Source organism: Burkholderia contaminans (assembly GCF_029633825.1).
GTDB lineage: Bacteria > Pseudomonadota > Gammaproteobacteria > Burkholderiales > Burkholderiaceae > Burkholderia > Burkholderia contaminans.
The window spans coordinates 973,150-994,023 of record NZ_CP090642.1 but is presented as its reverse complement, the minus strand read 5'-3'; the positions used below and the strand labels follow the sequence as shown (position 1 = coordinate 994,023).

The following is a 20,874-nucleotide window of genomic DNA, read 5'->3' as shown; positions in this document are numbered from 1 at the left end:
CTTGTCGGGTATCGGATATAGCGTGTCGCGTGGCGGGTGTGATCGAACCGCTAGGCGTCGATGCGCTTTCTCAGCGCGTCGCCGGCGAACGGCATTTCGCGCATGCGCTGGCCGGTCGCATCGAAGATCGCGTTGGCGAGCGCACCGGCGGTCGGCCCCATCGACGCCTCGGCCGCGCCGAGGAACGGCGCGCCCGGGCGATTGACCAGATGGACCTTCACGCTCTGCGGTGCGGCCGAGAAGCGCAGGATCGGGTAGCTGCTCCAGTCGAAGCTGCGAATCCGTTCGGTGTCGTACTTCAGCGCCTCGTAGAGCGTCCAGCTCGCGGCCTGCAGGATGCCGCCCTCGATCTGGTTGCGGATCCCGTCCGGCGACACGACCTGCCCCGCGTCGACGGCGGCTTCCGCGTGCTCGAGCGTCACCTGGCCGGTTTCCGGCACGACCGACACCTCGACCGCGAGCGCGACGTACGCCATCAGGTTCTTGTACTTGCCGAATGCGAAGCCGACGCCGCGGTTGCGCGCGCGCGGCGGCCGCGGCCAGCCGAAGTGCTTCGCGGCGAGCTGGATCACCTGCCGCGCGCGATGGTCTTCCATGTGACGCAGCCGGAATTCGACCGGATCGACGCCGGCCGCGTGCGCGAGCTCGTCCATGAAGCTTTCGATCGCCCACACGTTGGTGTGTGCGCCGAGCGAGCGCATCGCGGACGTCTGCAGCGGCATCGTCGGCGAGAAGTTGTTGACGATATGCTGGTTCGGCAGCGCATACAGCGGAATCGCGTTGCGGTCGCCGCCGCCTTCGGGCTGCAGCATCGGTGTCGACGGCGCGGGCACGAACGGCGGCTCGAGCATCCGCGCCGGCAGCAGCCGGCCGGCATTGACGATCCGCTCGTTGTGCGAACTGCTCCACAACGCATAGTTCCAGTCGACGATATGGCCGTTCGCGTCGAGCGATGCGCTGACCTCGGTCACCATCGCCGGCGTGAAGTGATCCCACGTGTGTTCCTGCTCGCGCATCCACTGCACGCGAATCGGCTTGCCGGGCATCGCGGCGGCGATCAGCGCCGCGTGCGCGGCTGCGTCGTCGGCCCCGTTGTGTCCGTAGCAGCCGGACCCTTCGGTATGAATGCAGCGCACGATCGCCTTCGGCATCGACAGCATCTCGGCCAGCGCGTCGCGCAGCGGGTAGACGCCTTGCGAATGGGTCCACACCGTCATCGTCCCGTTCTCTAGGTGTGCGACCGCACACGACGGCCCGATCGAGCCGTGCAGCAGGTAGTTCTTCAGGAACGTCGCGTTGAGCGTCTTCGCGGCCGGCGCGGTGGCCGTGTGCGTGTTCGCGATCTCGATGCGCTGCGTCGAGATCCGCTTCAGGTCGGCATGCACGGTGGCGCGATCGGGCAGCGTGCGCCCGGGCGACCACCGGCACGCGGCGGCAAGCGCGCGCTGCGCGACCACCGCCTGCCATTCGCCCTGCGCGACCACCGCGAGCATGCTGCCGTTGCGCACGATCCGCACGACGCCCGGCAGCTTCAGGATCGCCGCTTCATCGAACGACAGCAGCTTCGCTTCGTACACCGGCGGCATCACGACGCGTGCGTGCAGCATGCCGGGCAACTGCATGTCCTGCACGTAGCTGACGCCGCCCGTTACCTTGTTCGGGATGTCGACGCGCGGCAGCGACGTGCCGATCACCGTGAACGTCGCCGGGCTCTTCAGCGGCGACGTGGGCGCGGCGTTGCGATGCAGGTCGACGGTGCGGATCGCGTCGCCGTAGGTCATCGTGCGGCCGTCGGGCGCCTTGATCACGGCGTCGGCGGTCGTCAGCGTGCGCGCGTCGACGCCGAAGCGCTTCGCCGCGCCTTCCACCAGCAGCGCACGCACTTGCGCGGCCGCGTTCAGCAGCGCGGAACCGCTGTCGGCCATCGTGTGGCTGCCGGCAGTCAACCCCTCGTCGGGCGATGCGCCGGTGTCGGCCGTCAGGAACGTGATCAGCGACGGCGTCATGTCGAGTTCCTCGGCGGCCACCTGCAGCAGTGCGGTGCGCACGCCGGTGCCGAGCTCGACCTTGCCGGTAAATACGGTGACCTTGCCGTCCGGCGCGATCTTGATCCACGCGTCGAGCAAGGGATTAGTCTTCAGGCTGCCGGCGAGCGTCTGGGTGGTTTTTGCCACGTGCACGGCGGCCCCTTCGTCCGCGATCACGAGCTGTGCGGCCGCGCGCGCGGCCGGCGCGAGCGTGAACGCGACGAACAGCGCGCCGGAGACGATGAAGTGCCGGCGGCCTTCGTCGATATCGTCGTGGGAATTCATTACAGCCCCTTGCTGATCGTGACGGGAGCGGAAGCCGGTTCGGGGGGGGGCAGCCCGGCGACCGAGCGCACGGCCGCGAGGATCCGCATGTGCGTGCCGCAGCGGCACAGGTTCGGCTCCATGTGCGTACGCAGTTCCTGTTCGGTCGGCTTCGGGTTGCGCTCGAGCAGTGCCTGCGCGCGCATGATCATCCCCGCGATGCAGTAGCCGCACTGCGCGGCCTGATGCTCGACGAACGCGCGCTGCAGCGGGCCCGGATGCTCGGCGGTGCCGAGGCTCTCGATGGTGCGCACGCTGCGCGCACCGACCGCGGCCACCGGCATCAGGCACGAGAACGTCGGCTTGCCGTCGACGATCACCGTGCAGGCGCCGCATTGGCCGAGGCCGCAGCCGAACTTCGCGCCGTGCAGGTGCAGGTCGTTGCGCAGCGCGTACAGCAGCGGCGTGGACGGATCGATGTCCAGCGTGTGCCGCACGCCGTTGACGGTGAGGGTAATCATCGGGCTGTGTCCTCTTTTCTGAGCTTCGCGGCCATCGCGTCGGCGCCGGACCATGCGGGGCGATCGGTGTAGGTCGCGCGCACGTACGCGGCGAGATCGGCGATCTGCGCGTCGTCGTACTGGTCGATGAACGACGGCATGTAGTTCAATGTGTCATCGCCGTGCCAGCCGATGCCGTTGAACATCATCTGGATCGCATTGCGCGGCGTATCGGCGTTCACCGCCGTGCTGAACGCGAGCGTCGGCCGCTCGCCGATCGACTGCATCGGCGCGGCCGGCCCGTGGCACTGCGCGCACGATGCCTGGAACAGCACCGCGCCGCGCTGCGCGGCCGGCGTCGTCGCGGCACGTTCGGCAGGTGCGGCGGCCGTGGCCGCATGCCCGTTCGCCGGCTTCTGGATCGACAGGATGTACGCGGCGATTGCTTCGACGTCTTCCGCCGGCACCGTCGCGAGATCGCGCGTGACCGGCAGCATCGGCCCCGCCGCCGCGCCGTGCTCGCTCGCGCGGCCGGTGCGCAGGTACGTGACCAGCTGCGCCTGCGTCCACGGCCGCGCGGCCTGGCCGAGCGTATTGAGCGGCGGCGCTTCCCAGCCGTCGACGATGCCGCCGTCGAACGCACGGCCGCGCTGCTCGCCGCCGATCGCGTTCAGCGGCGAATGGCACGACGCGCAGTGGCCGAGCCCGTCCACGAGCATCCTGCCGCGGTTCCATTGCGCGGACTGCGCGGGGTCGGGTTGATACGCGCCTTCGCGCAGGAACAGCACGTTCCAGAACGCGACCAGCGGCCGGAAGTTCAGCGGAAACACCAGGTCGTTGGCCGGCGTCGTCGCGCGAACCGGTGTGCGTGTCATCAGGTACGCATACGCGGCGGCGATGTCGTCGTCCGACATCTTCGTGAAATGAATGTACGGAAACGCCGGGTACAGCGGCTGGCCGTTGCGCCCGATGCCGGTGCGCAGCGCGCGGGCGAATGCGTCGCGCGACCAGCGGCCGATGCCGGTTTCCGGGTCCGGCGTGATGTTGGTCGCATAGATCGTGCCGAACGGCGTCGCGAGCGGCAGGCCGCCGGCGAACGGCTTGCCGTCCTTCGCGGTATGGCACACGACGCAGTCGCCGAGTGCGACGACGCGCGCGCCGGCGCGCACCAGCTGCGGATCGAACGAAGCAGGGGCGGGCGGATCGATCGGCGCGATCGACGGCCGCACCATGATGCCGATCGCGACCGCGACGCCCGCGATCGCGATGCCGGCCGCGCCGATCCAGAATCGTTTGTGCTTCATGCGCGCTCCAGGCGAAGCGGTGCGGCGCAGGTCATGCGATGCGCGGTAACACCGGACGATGCGTATCGGCCGTGCGTGGCCGTCCGGTGCGGCCGCGACCGTCTTGCGGCGCGGTGGTGATTGGCGACGGGGATCATTTTTGTCACTCCAGCAGTCGATAACGAGCGCAAGCGTCGTCCTGCGCGGCAGCTCATGAACGGCAGTCTACGCAGCGGCCGCGATCATGGCCTGAAGCGGCGCTGAAACGTTCTGAACGGTGTCCGGCCCCGGATCGACCGGGTGCGGCGCGCGGCGCGGATGACGGGCGCGCCGTGTCGCGGCGGCCCCGCGCGCTGCGTCAAGACGGGATCTCGCCGGCGACGACTTCGTCCGCGTAGCACCAGATCCAGCGCTCGCCGGGCTCGATCGAGCGGACGAGCCGATGGCCGGTGTCACGGAAATGTCGGCTCGCGTGGCGATTCGGCGACGAGTCGCAGCAACCGACGTGCCCGCAGATCAGGCACATCCGCAAATGCACCCAGCCGCTGCCCGATCTGATGCATTCCTCACAGTAGTCCTTGTCGGTGTCGAACACGCGTGCTTCGTCGAGATGCGTACAGGCGTTGGCCATCTTGCGCTCCGATGCCGGCGCGGGAGCGACGCTCGCGGCACGGCCGGCATGCGGCCGCAAGCGGGAGGGGTACGCGGCATTGTGCAGCGTCGCGTCGCGACCGGACCTTAATTGTCATGAAGCGGCACGCGCGGCGCGCGGCGGCGGCGTACAGTCGCGAATGCGTTCGGCCACGCCGCGGCACCGGCCGAACCGCATCCGACATCGACATCATCGGGAGGCGCTCATGGATCAACCGCAACACGTGCGGATCGTCGGTCTGCCGCGTAGCAGGGACGCGTACGCGATCCGCGATTTCCTGCAGCGGCGCATGATTGCGTACGACTGGTGCGAGCTGACCTCCGACGCCGACTGCGCACAGGTGCTCGGCATCGCGCCGCTGCGCGACATCCGGCTGCCGGTCGTGATCTTTCCGGACGGCTCGCGCCTGTACCAGCCGACCCTGGCCGAGATTGCCGCGCGGCTCGGCTGGGTCGCGCGCCCGCGCTTCGTCGAATACGACGTGTCGATCTACGGCGCGGGGCCGGCCGGGCTGTCGGCGGCGGTCTACGCGGCGTCCGAAGGGTTGCGCGCGGTCGTGATCGAGCGCGGCGCGATAGGCGGGCAGGCCGGCACGAGTTCGCTGATCGAGAACTACATGGGCTTCCCCGACGGCATTCCGGGCGCGGAACTCGCGGAACGCGCGCGCGAGCAGGCGGTGAAGTTCGGCGTCGAGCTGCTGACGATGCGCGAGGGCGTGCATGCGACGTTCGTCGACGGCAAGATCCGCGTCGAGCTCGCCGACGGGTCGATCCTGGTCGCGCGCACGAACATCTGCGCGACCGGCATCGAATATCGCAGCCTCGGGCTGCCGGAGGAGCCGGCGTTTCTGAATGCGGGGCTGTTTTACGGCGCGGGGTCGAGCGAAGCGCCGATGTGCGCGGGCGAGCAGGTATTCATCGTCGGTGGCGGCAATTCGGCCGGCCAGGCCGCGATGAATTTCTCGCGGCATGCGCGCCAGGTGACGATGCTCGTGCGCGGTGCGTCGCTCGCGGACACGCTGTCGCGCTACCTGATCGACCGGATCGAGCGCACGCCGAACATCGAGGTCCGCTACCGGTCGAGCGTCGCCGCGCTGCACGGCGACGGCTGGCTAGACGCGATCGAGCTTCGCTCGGCGGACGGCACGCGCGAACGGCTGCCGGCCACGCGCCTGTTCGTGTGCATCGGCGGCGCGCCGAATACCGATTGGGCGAAGGACACCGACATCATCCGCAATCCGGACGGTTATCTCGTCACCGGCGGCGACCTGTACGACTGTCCGGCGTTCGAGCGCGTATGGCCGCTCGAACGCCGGCCGTACCACCTGGAAACCAGCGTGCCGGGATCGTTCGCGGCCGGCGACGTGCGATCGGGATCGGTCAAGCGCGTCGCGTCGGCGGTCGGCGAAGGCGCGATGGCGGTGACCTTCGTGCACCGGTTTCTCGGCGAGGACGCGCATCGGCTCGCGAGCGCGTGACGCAGGTGCGGGCCGATCGATGGATTCATCGCGCGTCCGCTTGCGTCGCGTCGCGCAATCCGTCCCGGCCGGCGCGCGCCGGCGGCGTCCACCCGCCGCCCAATGCGCGCACGAGGCTCACCGTCGCGACGGCCAGCGCCTGCCGGCTGTGAATCAGCTGGCGTCGCGCATTCAGCGCATCGCGATCGGCGTCGATCACTTCCAGATAGCTGACGTACCCATGCGCATAACGGCTCAATGACAGCCGGGCCGCGGCATCCGTCGCGCGCGCCGCGTCGTCGTAGCGCACGATCCGCTCCTTTTGCGCGGCGATGTCGTTGAGCGCATCCTGCACGTCGCGCAACGCACCGATCGCGATCGCGCGATAGTTCGCGTCGGCTGCGTCCATGCCGGCACGCGCGGCAGCCACCTCGGCATCGCGCTTGCCGCCGTCGAACAGCGTCAGCGCGACGTTCGCGCCGAGACTCCACAGCGAGCTGTTGCGGTCGAGAAACGACCGCAGGTCGCGGGTGGCGAAACCGCCGTCGGCGGTCAGCGTCAGCGTCGGCAGCCATGCGGTGCGCGCGATGCCCAGCTCGAGCGACGCCGCATCGGCGCGTCGCGCCGCCGCGAATACGTCCGGGCGTTGGGCGAGCAGAGCCGATGGCAGCCCGGGCGGCACATCCGGCACCTGCACGGGCACGGGGCTCGCGACGACGTCGAATGCGGTCGGCGACACGCCGGTCAGCACCGCGATGGCGTCGACGAGGTTCTCGCGCAGCCGGCGGCTCTCCGCGAGATCGGCATGCGCGGTATCGAGATCGGCCGACGCGCGCAGCCCGTCGAGATCGCTCGCCGCGCCGGCCCGCACGCGGGCGGCGATCACGTCGAGCGCGGTGCGCCGCAGCCCGATCGCGCGCGTGAGCGTCACGAGATCGTCGTCGACGTAGCGCAGCGTCAGATAGTCGACGGCCACTTCGGTCGCCACTCGCAGACGCACCGCATCGCGGTCGGCCGCCGCCTGCAGCACGTTCTGTTCGCCGATGTCGGCATCGCCGCGCAAGCGGCCCCATAGATCGACTTCGTAGCTCGCGGCGACGGGAACCGACCAGTTGTGCATCGTGCGCTTCGGCAGCGCGTTGTCGACCGTGCCGGAGACGCGCGTGCGGCTGAATGACGGATCGACGCGCACGGTCGGCGCCAGCGCGGCATCGCGCACGCCGAGCAGTGCCTGCGCCTGGTCGACGCGCGCGGCCGCCGCGCGGATATCGAGGTTGTGCGAGAGCGCGGCGTCGACGAGGCGGCCGAGTTGCGGGTCGCCGAACCCGTCCGGCCACGCAGCGAGCGACGGCGTGCGCGTATCGGTTGACGGACCGGTCGAAGGATCGGCATGGCGGAACCCGTCGTGCCCGACCGGCACGGGCGCGAGCGGCTGCGGCGCGATCGAGCACGCGGCCAGCAGGCTCGCGGCGAGCAGGAAGCATGCGTGCTTCATCGCGATTCGCCGCCGCCCTGCAGCGTGACGACGACCGACAGCCCGGGCCGGATGCGCGGCTCCGTCGCAGCCGGGCCGTCGAGCAGGATCTTCACGGGCACGCGCTGCGTGACCTTCGTGAAATTGCCGGTCGCGTTGTCGGGCGGCAGCAGCGCGAACTGCGCGCCGGTCGCGGGCGCCAGGCTGTCGATGCGGCCGGTGAACGTGCGCTGCGGCAGCGCATCGAAGCGCAGTTGCACGGCGTCGCCGGCGCGCACGTGCCGCAGCTGCGTCTCGCGGAAATTGGCGACGATCCACGGATGCGGCTCGACCAGCGTGAGCAGCGCCTGGCCCGGCGCGACATGTTCGCCGGTCTCGACGGTCTTCTTGCCGACGTAGCCGTCCGACGGCGCGACGACCGCCGTGTAGCCGAGCTGCAGCAGCGCGTCGCGCAACTCGGCGTCGTTCTGGCTCGCCGTGGCGTCGGCGGCCTCGGCGGCCGCGATGGCGCTGCGCCGTTGCGCATCGGCCGCCGCGACGCGTGCACGCGCGGATTTGCGTGCGGCATCGGCCGCGTCGAACTCCTGCTTCGACAAGCCGCGCGGCGTCTCGCGGGTCAGTTCGCGTGCACGCGCGTAATCGAGTTCGGCCTTGTCGGCATCGGCGTGCGCCGACACGAGCGCCGCGTCCGCCTGCTCGATCAGCGCGTGTGCGCGGCTCGCATCGGCATGCGCCTGGGCGACGCGTGCGCGCTGCGCCGCGACCCGCACGTCGAAGTCGCGCCGGTCGATCTGCACGAGCGGGGCGCCGGCATGCACGAACTGGTTGTCGTCGACGAGCACACGTTCGACCGTGCCGGCCACGCGCGGCGAGATCACGTGCAGGTGGCCCGTCACGTACGCGTCGTCGGTGCCGCGATCGCGTGCGTCGAACTCGTACACGAGCAATGCGACGAGCAGCAGCGCGATCGCGGCGATCGCGACGATGGCCGGCCGGTGCGAGCGAGCGGGCGCGGCTGGCGGCGCCGCCGAAGCGATCGGCGTATCGGCGGAAGGTGAGGTCATGGTCGGCAAACTCCATCGTACGGGCACGGTTCGACGCATCGCGTTATGCTTGCGCCAGCTTGACAGCGGGGAGCCGCTTGACGATGAACACCACGTTTGCGACCGGTCGTGCCGCGCCGGCGGCGGCCTCCGACATCCCGACATTCCGGTCGATCGCCGCGATCGCGGCCGTGCTGCTCGGCGCGATCATCGCGACGCTCACCTCGCGCATCACGTCGCTCGGGCTCGCCGACGTGCGCGGCGCGCTCGGCATCGGCTTCGACGAAGGAGCGTGGATCAACACCGCGTTTACCGCGTCGCAGATGTTCGTCGGGCCGCTGGCGATCGCCGCGGCGTTCATGTTCGGCACGCGCCGCGTGCTGGTCGCGGGCGCCGTCGTGTTTCTCGGCGCCGAAACCGCGCTGCCGCTCTGCACGCAGTTCGGCGCGTTCGTCGTGTTCCAGGCGATCGCGGGGCTCGCGTCTGGCGTGTTCGTCCCGCTGACGGTGGGCTTCGTCGTCCGTACGCTGCCGCCGCGGCTCATTGCGTTCGGCATCGCCGCGTATGCAATGAATCTCGAGATGTCGCTGAACCTGTCGGCGACGCTCGAGGGCTGGTACAGCGAACACCTGAGCTGGCGCTGGCTGTTCTGGCAGAACGCGGTGCTGACGGTGCCGTTCATCGCGTGCCTGCTGCTGTCGCTGGCGGACGAGCCGGTCAAGCGCTTCGCGTCCGGCCTCGATGCGCGCGGGATGCTGCTCGGCGCCGGCGGCTTCGCGTGCCTGTGCGTCGCGCTCGACCAGGGCGAACGGCTGTTCTGGCTGCAGTCGCCGCTGATCGTCGCGCTGCTCGCGCTCGGCATCCTGATGGTCGCCGCGTTCCTGATCCACGAGCTCGCGTCGCCGCGCGCGGGCCTCGACCTCGGCTATCTCGCGCGACCGAACATCGCGCTGCTGATCGTGCTCGTCGGCCTCGTGCGCTTCACCGTGCTCAATACGAGCTTCATCCCGTCGCTGTTCCTCGCCAGCACGTACGGGCTGCGGCCGTTGCAGATCGGCGATACGCTGCGCTGGATCGCGATCCCGCAGCTGCTGTTCGCGCCCTGCGTCGCACTGCTGCTGCAGCGCGTCGATCCGCGCCGGCTGATCGTCGCCGGCTTCGTGACGGTGGCGATCGCGTTCGCGCTCGGCGCGCGCCTCACGTCCGCATGGGCCGAACCCGACTTCATTCCGTCGCAACTGCTGCAGGCGCTCGGGCAGACGATGGCGCTCACATCGGTGATCTTCTTCTTCGGCAAGCACGTGACGGCCGAACACGCGTTGACGTTCGGCGCGGTCGTGCAGACGACGCGCCTGCTGAGCGGGCAGCTCGGCACGACGTCGATCGCGGTGATTCAGCGGATCAGGGAGGGTACCCATTCGAATCTCGTCGGTCTGCATGTGTCGCTGTCGGATCCCGAGACGCTCGAGCGGCTGCGCGCCGGCGCGGCGTCGCTGGTGACGCACGGCGCCACGGTCGCGACCGGCAACCAGGCCGCCTACGCGCTCGTCGATCGGGCGGTGCGCGTGCAGGCGACCACACTCGCGCTGGCCGACAATTTCCGCGTAGCGATGGCGTTCGCGCTCGCCGGTGCGCTGATCGGCATCCTGCTGAGGCCGGTGCGGGCGCAGTGAGCGCGGCGCGGCTGAACTTTCCTGAAAAATCCTGAATAGCACGTCTGCCGAAGCGGCATGCGCGCCGCGACGGCAGACGGCGCGCTTACGCCTGCAGGAACGCGAGCAGCTCGGCGTTGATGCGATCGGCGTTCACGACGCACATGCCGTGCGAGCCGCCTTCGATCACCTTCAACTGCGCGTGCTTGATGATCTTCGACGACAGCCGGGCCGAATCGTCGATCGGCACGATCTGGTCGTCATCGCCGTGCAGCACGAGCGTCGGCACGTCGATCTTCTTGAGGTCGTCCGTGTAGTCGACTTCGGAGAACTCCTTCACGCACAGATACTGGCCGTGAATGCCGCCCATCATGCCTTGCGACCAGAATGCGTCGATCGTGCCCTGCGACGGCTTGGCGTTCGGGCGGTTGAACCCGAAGAAAGGCACCGCGAGATCCTTGTAGAACTGCGAACGGTTCTCGGCGACGTTCTTGCGGATGCCGTCGAACACGTCCATCGGCAGGCCGCCGGGATTGGTCGGCGATTTCACCATCTGCGGCGGCACCGCGCCGATCAGCACGGCCTTCGACACGCGCTTCGTACCGTGGCGGCCGATGTAGCGCGCCACTTCGCCGCCGCCCGTCGAGTGGCCGACGAGCGTGGCTTCGCGCACGTCCAGTGCGTCGAGCAGGGCGGCCAGGTCGTCCGCGTACGTGTTCATGTCGTTGCCGCGCGACGGCTGGCTCGAACGGCCGTGGCCACGGCGGTCGTGCGCGATCACGCGATAGCCGTGCTGTACGAGGAACAGCATCTGCGCGTCCCACGCGTCCGCACACAGCGGCCAGCCGTGCGAGAACACGACCGGGCGGCCGCTGCCCCAGTCCTTGAAGTAGATCTGCGTGCCGTCCTGGGTGGTGATCGTGTTCATCGAATGGGCTCCTGGGTGGGCTGAAGAGGCGCTGCGGGCGGGGGTGCCGGCCGCGGCCGCCATCGCGGGCAGCGCGGCTGCCGCGACGGCCGTTGCGCCGGCAAGCAGCATGTCGCGGCGGCGCGCCGACGGAACGGCGTCGGTCTGTACGGGGTGCATCTGGTCTCCTGAGGTATGCGGCGCAACGATGCCGCGCGGGATGGTGGATCGGTGACGACCGGCCGCGGCCATCCCGCCGGCAGCCGGTCCGCTTGCGTCGTCGCACGCCGATTCGTGCGGCGCGGACGAACGAATGCCGTCGGGAGCGTATCGCGGCGCAATGTGCGCCGTACTGAAATCCGGCTGAATTTTCTTGAACGCGCCGCGCCGCGGCGGGAAATTTGCCGCGCTGCAGAAAAATTAAGCGCGCGACCGGGACTCTTCAGCGCGCGGCGACTATCGTCGACATCGGATCATCCGCGCACGTTTCGCGTCGCGCGCACGGATCCGACCGCACCGTCCGTTACTAGCCTGGATATGCCGCCATGGATGCCTTCAATCGCTGGGAGCACATGATCACGTCGCTCGGGCCGTCTTCCATGGCGGTCGTCCGGTCGATGCCGATGCCGCGCGCGCGACAGGCGGACGGCCCGCGCCGCGGCCATCGCGGCGACGCGCCGACGCCGTCGAGCGGCGACAACCGCCGCCGCTGCGCGATCGTCACCGCCGAACGGCAGACCGATTCGTCGATGCTCGTGTCGTGGAGCGACCCGACGCACTGCCGCTACGACGAGCAGCGCTGGATCAGCGCGAAGGCGCGCGGGCTCGGGCGCTGCGCGCTCACCGGCATGCCGATCCGGGTCGGCGACGCCATCTACAAGCCGCAGTGGCGCGGCGCGAAACGGCCGGCGAACTGCCGCGAGATGATTCTCGCGTCGGCGCTCGACGTGTTCGCCGCGCGACAGTCCCGGCCATGACGCCGGCAGCGCGGCGCTGCGTCGGTTGCGACCGGCGCGGTACGTCGTGACGCCGTCAACCTCGGAACGAAGGCGACTGCGACATGCTCGCGCGATACCGCGCGACGCATGGCCGCAGTTTGCACACGCCGATCGCACGGCTGCCCGAAGCGGGAATCGTTCGGCGATCGACACGAAGCGATGATCTGCCGGCGCTATAAATGCGGAACCCGCGCGCATTCGGTCGACCGGCCGAATCAAACGGAAAATGCGTCGAATTTTCCCGAACCGGCAAACATATCGTCTGATATATGGGAAAAAACCGTATTTAAGAGCGAATCGGTAATTCGCACGTGAATCGTGCGCCGCCGTGCCTCTTTTGCCGCATTCGGGTGCATATGGCAACACGCTTGCCACACGATGTCGCCGCGGCGTTTTTCGTCATTTCAAAAAATTCGATCGCTTCATTCTGATAATTTGAATCATTCTGCTACGTAAATACCGTAGCATTGACGCAAAACCGGCGCCGGGTTTCACTCGTGCGCCGTTGAATGTCACCATCAAGAAATTGCGATGATCCGAATTGGAACACTTCACGTTTTTCTCGACAGACGTGAAATTCGTTCGAACGGCAAGCTGTTGCGCATCGGTAGTCGCGCATTCGAGATTCTCGAGCTGTTGATTCGGGCGAACGGCGCACTGGTATCGAAAGACGAAATCATGCAGCGCGTTTGGCCGCACACCGTGGTGGAAGAAAACAACCTGCAGGTGCACATCGCGTCGCTGCGCAAGGCGCTGGCCGACGACCGGAACCTGATCGTGACGGTGCCGGGCCGCGGCTATCGGCTCGTCATCGAGCAACATGACGACGACGGCGCGCCCGTGCGCCCCGCGATGTCGCGGCCGTCCATCGCGCCCGGCGCGCTGTTCGGCCGCGAGCGCATGGTCGACGAGGTGCTGGCCGCGTTGCAGGACGCACGCATCGTGACGCTGGTCGGCGCGGGCGGCATCGGCAAGACGCGAATCGCGATCGAAGCGGCCGCGCGTGCGGACGCGCGTTTTCCCGAAGGCACCGTGTTCGTGTCGCTCGCGACGGTCGCGTGCCCGCGCTTCGTGCCGGATGCGCTCGCGGGCGCGTTCGGCATCGCGCAGCCGACCGGCGCGCTGACCCTCGAAGCGGTGCTCGCCGCGGTTGCACGCCGCCGGATGCTGCTCGTGCTCGACAATTGCGAGCACCTGCTCGATGCCGCCGCGCGGATCGCGAGCGCGCTGACCGATGCGGACGACGGCCTGTGCGTGCTCGCGACGAGCCGGGAATCGCTGCGCATCCACGGCGAGCGCGTGTGCCCGGTGTTGCCGCTCGACGTGCCGGACGAAGGCGCGGACGATCGCGATGCGATGCACGCGAGCGCCGTGCAGTTGTTCGCCGCACGCGCACGCGCGGCCGATCCGCGTTTTCCGCTCGATGCGCGCAGCCTGTCGCTGATGGCGTCGGTCTGCCGTCGGCTCGACGGCCTGCCGCTCGCGATCGAACTGGCCGCGGCGCGTGCCGCCGTGCTCGGCATCGACGTGCTGGCTGCCCATCTCGACGATCATTTCAGGCTGCTGACGGGCGGTTTTCGCACCGCGCTCCCGCGCCATCAGACGCTGCAGGCGATGTACGACTGGAGCGACCGGCTGCTGGGCGATGCCGAGCGCCTGCTGTTGCGATGGCTCGGCGTGTTCCGCGACGGTTTCTCGATCGAGGCCGTGCGCGCGGTGGTCGGCCCGAACGGGCCGGCCGGCGCCGACCTGCTCGATACGATCGCGGGCCTCGTGTCGAAATCGCTGCTGATCCTCGAGACCGCGCACGGCGCGCCGCGCTACCGGCTGCTGACGACCACGCGTGCGTACGCGCAGCAGCAGCTCGACGCGCATGGCGACGGCGCGGCGGCCGCGCGTGCGCACGCCGGCTATTACCTCGAGTTGTTCCGGCAAGCGGCGCATGGCGGTGGCGCACGGGGAGGCGAGCATGGCGGCCTCGCGCGGCTCGATGCGGTGCGGCGTGAACTCGGTAACCTGCGCGCCGCGCTCGACTGGGCATTCTCGGCGAGCGGCGATGCGGCGCTCGGCATCGCGCTCTCGGCCGTCGCGGTGCCGTGCCTGTTCGACCTGTCGCTCGTCGACGAATGCCGCGAACGGGCGCGCGTGGCGCTCGATGCGATGCGCGACACCGACACCACGGCAGAGGCTGCCGATGCGCGCGTGCGCCTGCTCGCCGCGTATGCGGCGGCGCTCGCGCATACGGCCGGATCGACGCAGGCGGTGCATGACGCGTGGTCGGAAGTGCACGCGCTCGGATTCGATGCGGCCGAGGCGGAGCTGCCGGCGCGCGAGGGCTGACGGCGGATGGGCGGGGTGCCTTCCGCGCTTCAGAACGTTTCAGCGCGGCGCAAGGACACGGGCACGCGGCACGCGTAGATTGCGAGCGTAAGGCGCGGCCATCGCGGCACGCTTGCGTGGCGATCCTGTGCGCGCGCCGAGATATCGCGACGCCATCCGCCAGGCGGACGTCGCGACACGTGCGGCGCCTCCTGCGCCGCCGCGTGCCCGCCCAACCGGACGAACTGCCGCATGACAACTCCCGAATCCGACCTTTCCCGCCACGCAGCCGATCTCGGCCTGCTGTTCCTGCGCGTCACCGCCAGCGTGCTGCTGCTCGTGGTTCACGGCTTGCCCAAGGTCCTTCACTACACGTCGGAAGCCGCCGCCATCGAGGATCCGTTTCATCTCGGCCGCACGCTGTCGATCCTGTTTGCGATATTCGCGGAAGTCGTGTGCCCGGTCTTCATGATCGTCGGCGTATGGCCGCGGCTGGCCGCGCTGCCGGTGATGATCATCACGCTCGTCGCGCTGGTGTTCGTTCATCCCGACTGGTCGCTGCGCGATGCGCAGTTCGCGTGGATGCTGCTGATCCTGTTCGGCACGATCGCGATCGCGGGGGCCGGCCGCTATGCGTTGCCGGGCATCGTGCGCCGGCGCGAGTAGCGCGGCCGCGGGCACGCCCACGCCCACCATCCCGCCGCAGCGGTGGCGAATCGACCGTCACGCTGCCGTCGCCATCGTTCCGTTCCGATATGCTGAATCTCTCCGACACGGCGCTCTACGGCGCGCCGATCGTGCTGGCCGATCTCGTCGCGTGGCGCCTGTTCGGGCGTGGCCGCGGTGCGACGCGGGCAGTGTGGCGCTGCGCGGCATTCGCCGCGCTGAGCGCCGTGCTGTTCGCGCACGGCGTGAGCCCGCTCGCCGTTCCCGCCTCGGCCGCGGGCCTCGACCGCGTCGCGCTCCAGGCCATCTGCATCGCGTGGTGGCTGCAATGCGCGATCGTCTTCAGCCTGCTGCTCGATCATCTGCTGCTGCCGCCCGCGTGGCGCAGCCAGCGGCTTTTTCACGACATCGCCGCGGGCGTCGTGTTCGGCGCGGCCGTGGTCGCCGCGCTGGGCTACGTGCTCGGCCTGCCGTTGAGCGGTGTCGTCGCGACGTCCGGCGCGGTGGCGGTGATCCTCGGCCTCGCGCTGCAGAACACGCTGAACGACGTATTCTCCGGGCTCGTGCTGAATACCACGCAACCGTTTCGGCTGAACGACACCGTGTCGATCGGCGAAATCGAAGGGCGGATCGTCGAGAGCAACTGGCGGGCGACGAAGCTGATCGACAGCCTCGGCAACCTGGTCGTCGTGCCGAACAGCGCCGCGGCCCGCGCCACCATCGTGAACCTCAGCGAACCGTCCGGCCTGCACGGCGTGACGCTCACGCTCGACGTCGATCCCGCGGTGCGTCCGGCGATCGTGGTCGGCGCGCTCGAGCGCGCGGCGGCCAGTTCGCTCGACGTGCTCGCGCGCCCCGCGCCGATTGCCGTCGTGAAGGCATTCGGCACCAACGCGATCCGCTACGAACTCCTCGGTTACGTCGACGCGCTGCAGAAGACGACGGCCGTGCGCAACGCGCTGTACGATCTCGCGCATCGGCATCTGGCCGCGGCGGGCACCGCGTGGCGGCCGCTCGCGAGCACTGCGCCGGCAGCGGCGGCGGACGGGCGCGACGGGCACGGCCGGCACGACGTATCGCGCCGGTTGCTGCTGTTGCGTGCGGTGGATCTGTTCGCGCGCGTCGACGACGACGATCTCGCCGCGCTGGCCGACGCGCTGGTCTCGCGTTCGTTCGGCCGGGGCGACGTGATCTATGCGTCGAATTCGGATACGCGCGTGCTGACGATCGTCGAATCCGGCGTCGCGGCCGTATTCGTGCCGGGCCCGGCGGGCGACGTCGAGGTGCGGCGCATGGCGCCCGGCGATGCGATCGGGCAATCGGTCGTGCTGGCCGGCACGCGCCTGCATGCGACCGTGCACGCGGTGACCGCGATGACCGTCCTGCAGCTGCGCAGCGAGGATTTGTCGGCGCTGATCCGCAGGAAGCCGGAGCTCGGCAGGCTGATGTGCGAATCGGTGACCGAGCACATCGCGACCGAGGAAAGGATGATGATCCCGCCGGTAGAGAAGGCGCACGCGTCATTCAGCCTGATCGCGTGGCTCGAGAAGGAAATGAAGCGCGTGCACGATTCGATCGTCTGACGCGCTTTGACGACCTTCGCCGGCGTCGAACGCGATCAGGCGATCCGCAATAGGCGATCGACGAGGTCGGGGCGATCGAGTTGCTCGACCCACCACAGGAGTGCACGGCCGGCCTCGTCGCTGCGCCACGCGAGATAGCAATGCGTGGTGTCGCGCATGCCGGTCACGCGGCGGGCGACGAGCTTGCCGTCGGCGATCGCGCGGGCGGCGATGCATTCCGGCAGCGTGCCCACCGCCAGCCCTTCGCATTGCGCATCGAGCTTGGCCGCGAGCGTCGGCACCGCGAGATAGGGCTGGCCCGCGTCGATCGCAACCGATTGCGGCGGCAACTCGCGCGACGTATCGCTGATCACCGCGCCGCGATACTGGACGACCGTCGCCATCGACAGCGGCTCGGGAAGCGCGGCGAGCGGGTGGGTCGGCGCAACGGCGAACACGTGTTTCAGCGCGCCGATCGGGCGCGCGATGATGTTCGGCAGTTCGGGCGGCGCGCCGGCGGCGCCGACGACGAGATCCGCGCGGCGCGAGATCAGCGCATCCCATGCTCCGCCGAGCACTTCGGTCGACAGCCGCAGCCGCGTGTCCATCTCGAGGGCATAGAACCGGTGCACGAACGGCCACATCGCTTCGAACGGCAGGATCTCGTCGACACAGATACGGACCTCGGTTTCCCAGCCTTCCTGCGCGCGTTGCGCCTTCATCTCCAGCTGTTCGGCCGCATGCAGGAGCCGGCGGCCTTCCTCGACGACGATGCGGCCCGCATGCGTGAGCTTCGCGCGTCGTCCGCTGCGGTCGAACAGCATGACGCCGAGATCGCTCTCGAGTTTCTGCACCAGGTAGGTCAGGGCGGACGGCACGCGATGCAGCAGTTCCGCGGCTTCGGCGAACGTTCCGGTACGGTCGATCGCATCGAGGGCTTCGAGCGCTTCGAATGACAGCTTCATCGCAAGTTCCGGTAAGGGCGGCTGGCGCATCATACCAGCGCGTGCCGCGCGGGAGGCAGCGCGCGTCATCGTGCTTTGCTAGACTGATGCGCGTCGTCGTTCAATGCATGCCTCCATTCATGACTGCCCCCCAGCCGGACAACGCTTCTTCCGATTTCATCCCGGCCGACGTCCGGCAGACCGTCGTCGCGCAAGCGCTGCCGAAGGGGCAGGTCAGCATCGTGCGGCTGAAGTCGCTGCGCCGCGACAGCGGGCTCACCGCGCCCTATCAACTGGAGAATTCGGATCTCGTCGTGTTGCAGTTGCGCCCGTTCGGCGAACAGGATCTGTGGCTCGACGGCCGCCGCGCGCCGTTCGTCCCGTACGGCGCGGGCACGGTCACGGTTTACGATCTCGACCGCAACTGGGTGGCCGATCTGAAGGGCGCGTTCGACTGCCTGCATTTCCACATGCCGCGCCCGCTGCTCGAGGAAACGGTGGACGAGCTCGGCGGCCGGCAGCGGCCGCGGCTTTACCTGCCGCCTCACCTGAGCGCGCACGATCCGATCATCCATTCGCTCGGCCAGTCGCTGCTGCCCGCGCTCGCGCGGCCGGGCGAGGCATCGCAGATCTTCATCGATCACGTCGGGCTCGCGTTCCAGGCGCACGTGGCCCACCGTTATGGCGGCGTCAGCGAGCGACGGGAAAAGACGTACGGGAAACTCACGCCGTCGCAGGCGCGCCGGGCGAAGGAGCTCCTGCTCGAGCATCTCGACGGCAACCTCGGGCTGGCCGACGTGGCGAGCGCCTGCGGTCTGTCTCGCAGCTATTTCGTGAAGGCGTTTCATCAGACGACCGGGCTGCCGCCGCATCGCTGGCTCATCGTGCAGCGCGTCGAACGGGCTAAGGAGTGGATGCGCAATTCGGGCCTGCCGTTGAGCATGATCGCCGACGCGTGCGGTTTCGCCGATCAGAGCCACTTCTCGCGGACCTTCACGCGCCTGACCGGCGTCAGCCCTCGCCGCTGGCGCGCCGACAATACCTGATCGTCGTGATGCGGGGCCGGGTAGGTGAGGTTCGCTTCGTCGTTCGGTATCGGAGCGTATGCATCCTGACCGGCGCGATTGGGCGGAGTGCGAGGCGGGCGCGGAAGCGGCGTGCGCAGGGTGCTTATGCGTAGAAGCCGATCAGCATCTCGAGATTGCGTTGCGCGTGCTGCTCGAGCGGCGCGAATTCCGCCGATCGAAACAACGGGGCCTGCGCGCGCAGATGCTCGAGCGCCTGCCTGCGGCCGGCGCGGAAGGCTGCCGACGGTGCATCGGGATCCTGCGCCCACTCGCGCGCGATCGCGCGGTCGTATTCGCGGAGCCGGTCGGGTGCCGCCGCGAGGATCGCGAGATCGGCGTCGAGGAAAATTTGCGCGGCGCGCTGCAATTCCGCATCGTCGGCGAACCCGTCAGGCAGCCGGTGCGACTTCGTCGCCAGCACCAGGTCGCGGGCAACGGACACGTGCGATGCATGCGCGTGCAACCAGGCTGCGTCGCAATGTTCGTGCGCGACCTGCGCGAGCCATTGCGCGCTGAGCGCTTCGTTGTCCGCATAATCCGGCAGTGTCGTCGCATAGACGACATCGTGCGCCCACACGGCGAGCTCGATGGCCGGCCATAGCCGGTCCGCACGATACGGCGCGAGGTGCGCGAACAGTTCCGCCAGATGCGCGAGCGTGTGATAGAAGCGCTGCGGCTCGCCGTACGCGCGCTCGACGAGCGGCCACACGGTCGTCGTGCCGAAGCACGCGTCGCAGGCGGCGCGCAGCGTGCGCGCGATATCGGAATCGAGGGCGTTCATGGCGGCGATCGGCTCAGGCGGGCGATGCGCGAAGCATAGCAAACGTGGCCGCGAGCAGGCATGCCGCTTGCGCACGCGTACCGATCGCACCGTATCGGAGGTTGCCATGAAACGAATCCGGCCGCGCTGCCCGCTGCTCGCGATCTGCGCGTTCGGGGCGCTCGCGCTGCACGCAGACTTCGCATCGGCGGCGCCCGACGTATCGATCAGCCGCGCGGATGACGGAACGACCGCGGCCGGGCAGCCGGTGAGCCGGTACACGCTGGCGAACAAGCGCGGCGTGACGCTGAAAATCATCACGTATGGCGGCATCGTGACCGCACTGGAGGTGCCGGACCGGGCCGGCCACGTTGCCGACATCGTGCTCGGCTTCGATTCGCTGCACGACTACGAAGCGCACAACGGCAACATCCATTTCGGCGCACTGATCGGCCGGTATGCGAACCGCATTGCCGGCGGGCGGTTCCCGCTCGATGGCCGGACGTGGACGCTGCCGGTCAACGACGGGCCGAACACGCTGCATGGCGGCCCGGGCAGTTTCGACGCGAAGGTATGGACGGTCACCGGTACGCACAGCGACGCGAGCGGTTCGAGCGTCACGCTGCGCTACGTGAGCCCCGACGGCGAGAACGGCTTTCCCGGCACGTTGACGACCGACGTGACCTACACGCTGACGCCTGACAACCAGGTCCGGATCGACTATCGCGCGACCACCGACAAGGACACGGTCGTCAACCTCACCAACCACAGCTATTTCAATCTGGCGGGGCAGGCGGGCGGCGGCGTCGAGCGGCAACTGATCGAGATCGCCGCTTCGCGCTTCACGCCGACCGACGGCACGTCGATTCCGACCGGACAACTGGCGAGCGTGGCGGGTACGCCGATGGATCTGCGCCAGCTGACGCCGATCGGTGCGCATTTGCGCGACGCAAATCCGCAGCTCGTCATTGCGCATGGGTACGACCAGAACTGGGTGCTCGACCAGGGCGGCCAGCCGGCGCCGGCGTTTGCCGCGCGCGCCTATGACCCGGCGTCGGGGCGTTTTCTCGAGGTGTACACGACGCAGCCGGGGCTGCAGTTCTACACGGCCAACGGATTGAACGGCAGCGTCGCGGGCAAGGGCGGGACGGTCTATCGGCAAACCGACGCGTTCGCGCTGGAGGCCGAGCATTTTCCCGATTCGCCGAATCATCCGGCATTCCCGACGACGGTGCTCAAGCCCGGCGAGACGCTGCACGAAGTGACGGTGTGGCGGGTCGGGGCGCGCTGAGCCGGGGTG

General features: G+C 69.0%; 17 protein-coding genes. 8 read left to right on the top strand and 9 right to left on the bottom strand.

Features of this window, described 5'->3' with window-relative positions:
• Window positions 1-50: 50 nt before the first annotated feature.
• The 4 genes from LXE91_RS36590 to LXE91_RS36575 form a co-directional block, all read right to left on the bottom strand.
• Complete coding sequence (locus LXE91_RS36590; protein WP_039362673.1) at window positions 51-2,312, bottom strand: xanthine dehydrogenase family protein molybdopterin-binding subunit; 2,262 nt, start codon at window positions 2,310-2,312, stop codon at window positions 51-53.
• Complete coding sequence (locus LXE91_RS36585; RefSeq protein ID WP_039362674.1) at window positions 2,312-2,812, bottom strand: (2Fe-2S)-binding protein; 501 nt, start codon at window positions 2,810-2,812, stop codon at window positions 2,312-2,314. Before LXE91_RS36585 ends, LXE91_RS36590 begins: the two co-directional genes overlap by 1 nt.
• Window positions 2,809-4,095: a c-type cytochrome gene (locus tag LXE91_RS36580; RefSeq protein ID WP_039362676.1), complete on the bottom strand. Its 1,287-nt coding sequence runs from the start codon at window positions 4,093-4,095 to the stop codon at window positions 2,809-2,811. Before LXE91_RS36580 ends, LXE91_RS36585 begins: the two co-directional genes overlap by 4 nt.
• A 337-nt stretch (window positions 4,096-4,432) precedes the next feature.
• Window positions 4,433-4,705, bottom strand: a complete 273-nt coding sequence (locus LXE91_RS36575; protein ID WP_039362765.1) for a UBP-type zinc finger domain-containing protein — start codon at window positions 4,703-4,705, stop codon at window positions 4,433-4,435.
• A gap of 226 nt (window positions 4,706-4,931) precedes the next feature.
• Between LXE91_RS36575 and LXE91_RS36570 the strand changes: the two genes are divergently transcribed.
• On the top strand, window positions 4,932-6,203 hold the full coding sequence (locus LXE91_RS36570; RefSeq protein WP_039362677.1) for an NAD(P)/FAD-dependent oxidoreductase: 1,272 nt from the start codon (window positions 4,932-4,934) through the stop codon (window positions 6,201-6,203).
• Window positions 6,204-6,228: 25 nt separating this feature from the next.
• Here the strand turns inward: LXE91_RS36570 and LXE91_RS36565 are convergent, their stop codons facing one another.
• Both LXE91_RS36565 and LXE91_RS36560 read right to left on the bottom strand, forming a co-directional pair.
• The gene (locus LXE91_RS36565; protein WP_039362679.1) at window positions 6,229-7,677 is read right to left on the bottom strand and encodes an efflux transporter outer membrane subunit; all 1,449 of its coding nucleotides are present in this window, start codon (window positions 7,675-7,677) and stop codon (window positions 6,229-6,231) included.
• On the bottom strand, window positions 7,674-8,720 hold the full coding sequence (locus tag LXE91_RS36560; protein ID WP_046197077.1) for an HlyD family secretion protein: 1,047 nt from the start codon (window positions 8,718-8,720) through the stop codon (window positions 7,674-7,676). The genes LXE91_RS36565 and LXE91_RS36560 overlap by 4 nt, the downstream gene beginning before the upstream one ends.
• Before the next feature lie 83 nt (window positions 8,721-8,803).
• Between LXE91_RS36560 and LXE91_RS36555 the strand changes: the two genes are divergently transcribed.
• Window positions 8,804-10,372: an MFS transporter gene (locus LXE91_RS36555; RefSeq protein WP_039362681.1), complete on the top strand. Its 1,569-nt coding sequence runs from the start codon at window positions 8,804-8,806 to the stop codon at window positions 10,370-10,372.
• A gap of 85 nt (window positions 10,373-10,457) precedes the next feature.
• Here the strand turns inward: LXE91_RS36555 and LXE91_RS36550 are convergent, their stop codons facing one another.
• Window positions 10,458-11,438 carry an alpha/beta fold hydrolase gene (locus LXE91_RS36550; protein WP_039362683.1) on the bottom strand — a complete coding sequence of 327 codons (981 nt, stop codon included), beginning with the start codon at window positions 11,436-11,438 and terminating at the stop codon, window positions 10,458-10,460.
• A 365-nt stretch (window positions 11,439-11,803) separates the two neighbouring features.
• Between LXE91_RS36550 and LXE91_RS36545 the strand changes: the two genes are divergently transcribed.
• The 4 genes from LXE91_RS36545 to LXE91_RS36530 all read left to right on the top strand — a co-directional run bounded on the left by LXE91_RS36545 (window position 11,804) and on the right by LXE91_RS36530 (window position 16,824).
• Entirely contained in the window at window positions 11,804-12,235 is a 432-nt protein-coding gene (locus LXE91_RS36545; RefSeq protein WP_039362684.1) for a DUF3331 domain-containing protein, read from the top strand.
• Between the two features lie 552 nt (window positions 12,236-12,787).
• Window positions 12,788-14,596, top strand: coding sequence for an ATP-binding protein (locus LXE91_RS36540; protein WP_039362686.1), 1,809 nt, complete (start codon window positions 12,788-12,790; stop codon window positions 14,594-14,596).
• A 231-nt stretch (window positions 14,597-14,827) separates the two neighbouring features.
• The gene (locus LXE91_RS36535; RefSeq protein ID WP_039362688.1) at window positions 14,828-15,241 is read left to right on the top strand and encodes a DoxX family protein; all 414 of its coding nucleotides are present in this window, start codon (window positions 14,828-14,830) and stop codon (window positions 15,239-15,241) included.
• 89 nt (window positions 15,242-15,330) lie between these two features.
• Complete coding sequence (locus LXE91_RS36530) at window positions 15,331-16,824, top strand: mechanosensitive ion channel family protein (protein ID WP_039362689.1); 1,494 nt, start codon at window positions 15,331-15,333, stop codon at window positions 16,822-16,824.
• 35 nt (window positions 16,825-16,859) lie between these two features.
• On the opposite strand, the gene LXE91_RS36525 is transcribed toward LXE91_RS36530, so the two are convergent.
• A complete protein-coding gene (locus LXE91_RS36525) occupies window positions 16,860-17,768 on the bottom strand; it encodes a LysR family transcriptional regulator (protein WP_039362691.1) in 909 nt (302 codons plus the stop codon).
• Between the two features lie 119 nt (window positions 17,769-17,887).
• Between LXE91_RS36525 and LXE91_RS36520 the strand changes: the two genes are divergently transcribed.
• On the top strand, window positions 17,888-18,793 hold the full coding sequence (locus LXE91_RS36520; protein WP_039362692.1) for a helix-turn-helix domain-containing protein: 906 nt from the start codon (window positions 17,888-17,890) through the stop codon (window positions 18,791-18,793).
• A gap of 124 nt (window positions 18,794-18,917) precedes the next feature.
• On the opposite strand, the gene LXE91_RS36515 is transcribed toward LXE91_RS36520, so the two are convergent.
• Complete coding sequence (locus tag LXE91_RS36515) at window positions 18,918-19,595, bottom strand: hypothetical protein (protein ID WP_039362693.1); 678 nt, start codon at window positions 19,593-19,595, stop codon at window positions 18,918-18,920.
• A 106-nt stretch (window positions 19,596-19,701) separates the two neighbouring features.
• Between LXE91_RS36515 and LXE91_RS36510 the strand changes: the two genes are divergently transcribed.
• A complete protein-coding gene (locus tag LXE91_RS36510; protein ID WP_039362769.1) occupies window positions 19,702-20,865 on the top strand; it encodes an aldose epimerase family protein in 1,164 nt (387 codons plus the stop codon).
• Window positions 20,866-20,874: the final 9 nt, after the last annotated feature.

Excerpts from the sequence above, each read along its gene's own strand:
- LXE91_RS36555 (WP_039362681.1), top strand. The coding sequence starts at position 8,804 with ATGAACACCACGTTTGCGACCGGTCGTGCCGCGCCGGCGGCGGCCTCC.
- LXE91_RS36580 (WP_039362676.1), bottom strand. The coding sequence starts at position 4,095 with ATGAAGCACAAACGATTCTGGATCGGCGCGGCCGGCATCGCGATCGCG.
- LXE91_RS36590 (WP_039362673.1), bottom strand. The coding sequence starts at position 2,312 with ATGAATTCCCACGACGATATCGACGAAGGCCGCCGGCACTTCATCGTC.
- LXE91_RS36540 (WP_039362686.1), top strand. The coding sequence starts at position 12,788 with ATGATCCGAATTGGAACACTTCACGTTTTTCTCGACAGACGTGAAATT.
- LXE91_RS36545 (WP_039362684.1), top strand. The coding sequence starts at position 11,804 with ATGGATGCCTTCAATCGCTGGGAGCACATGATCACGTCGCTCGGGCCG.
- LXE91_RS36550 (WP_039362683.1), bottom strand. The coding sequence starts at position 11,438 with ATGCACCCCGTACAGACCGACGCCGTTCCGTCGGCGCGCCGCCGCGAC.
- LXE91_RS36530 (WP_039362689.1), top strand. The coding sequence starts at position 15,331 with ATGCTGAATCTCTCCGACACGGCGCTCTACGGCGCGCCGATCGTGCTG.
- LXE91_RS36510 (WP_039362769.1), top strand. The coding sequence starts at position 19,702 with ATGAAACGAATCCGGCCGCGCTGCCCGCTGCTCGCGATCTGCGCGTTC.
- LXE91_RS36515 (WP_039362693.1), bottom strand. The coding sequence starts at position 19,595 with ATGAACGCCCTCGATTCCGATATCGCGCGCACGCTGCGCGCCGCCTGC.
- LXE91_RS36575 (WP_039362765.1), bottom strand. The coding sequence starts at position 4,705 with ATGGCCAACGCCTGTACGCATCTCGACGAAGCACGCGTGTTCGACACC.
- LXE91_RS36520 (WP_039362692.1), top strand. The coding sequence starts at position 17,888 with ATGACTGCCCCCCAGCCGGACAACGCTTCTTCCGATTTCATCCCGGCC.
- LXE91_RS36560 (WP_046197077.1), bottom strand. The coding sequence starts at position 8,720 with ATGACCTCACCTTCCGCCGATACGCCGATCGCTTCGGCGGCGCCGCCA.
- LXE91_RS36585 (WP_039362674.1), bottom strand. The coding sequence starts at position 2,812 with ATGATTACCCTCACCGTCAACGGCGTGCGGCACACGCTGGACATCGAT.
- LXE91_RS36570 (WP_039362677.1), top strand. The coding sequence starts at position 4,932 with ATGGATCAACCGCAACACGTGCGGATCGTCGGTCTGCCGCGTAGCAGG.
- LXE91_RS36525 (WP_039362691.1), bottom strand. The coding sequence starts at position 17,768 with ATGAAGCTGTCATTCGAAGCGCTCGAAGCCCTCGATGCGATCGACCGT.
- LXE91_RS36535 (WP_039362688.1), top strand. The coding sequence starts at position 14,828 with ATGACAACTCCCGAATCCGACCTTTCCCGCCACGCAGCCGATCTCGGC.
- LXE91_RS36565 (WP_039362679.1), bottom strand. The coding sequence starts at position 7,677 with ATGAAGCACGCATGCTTCCTGCTCGCCGCGAGCCTGCTGGCCGCGTGC.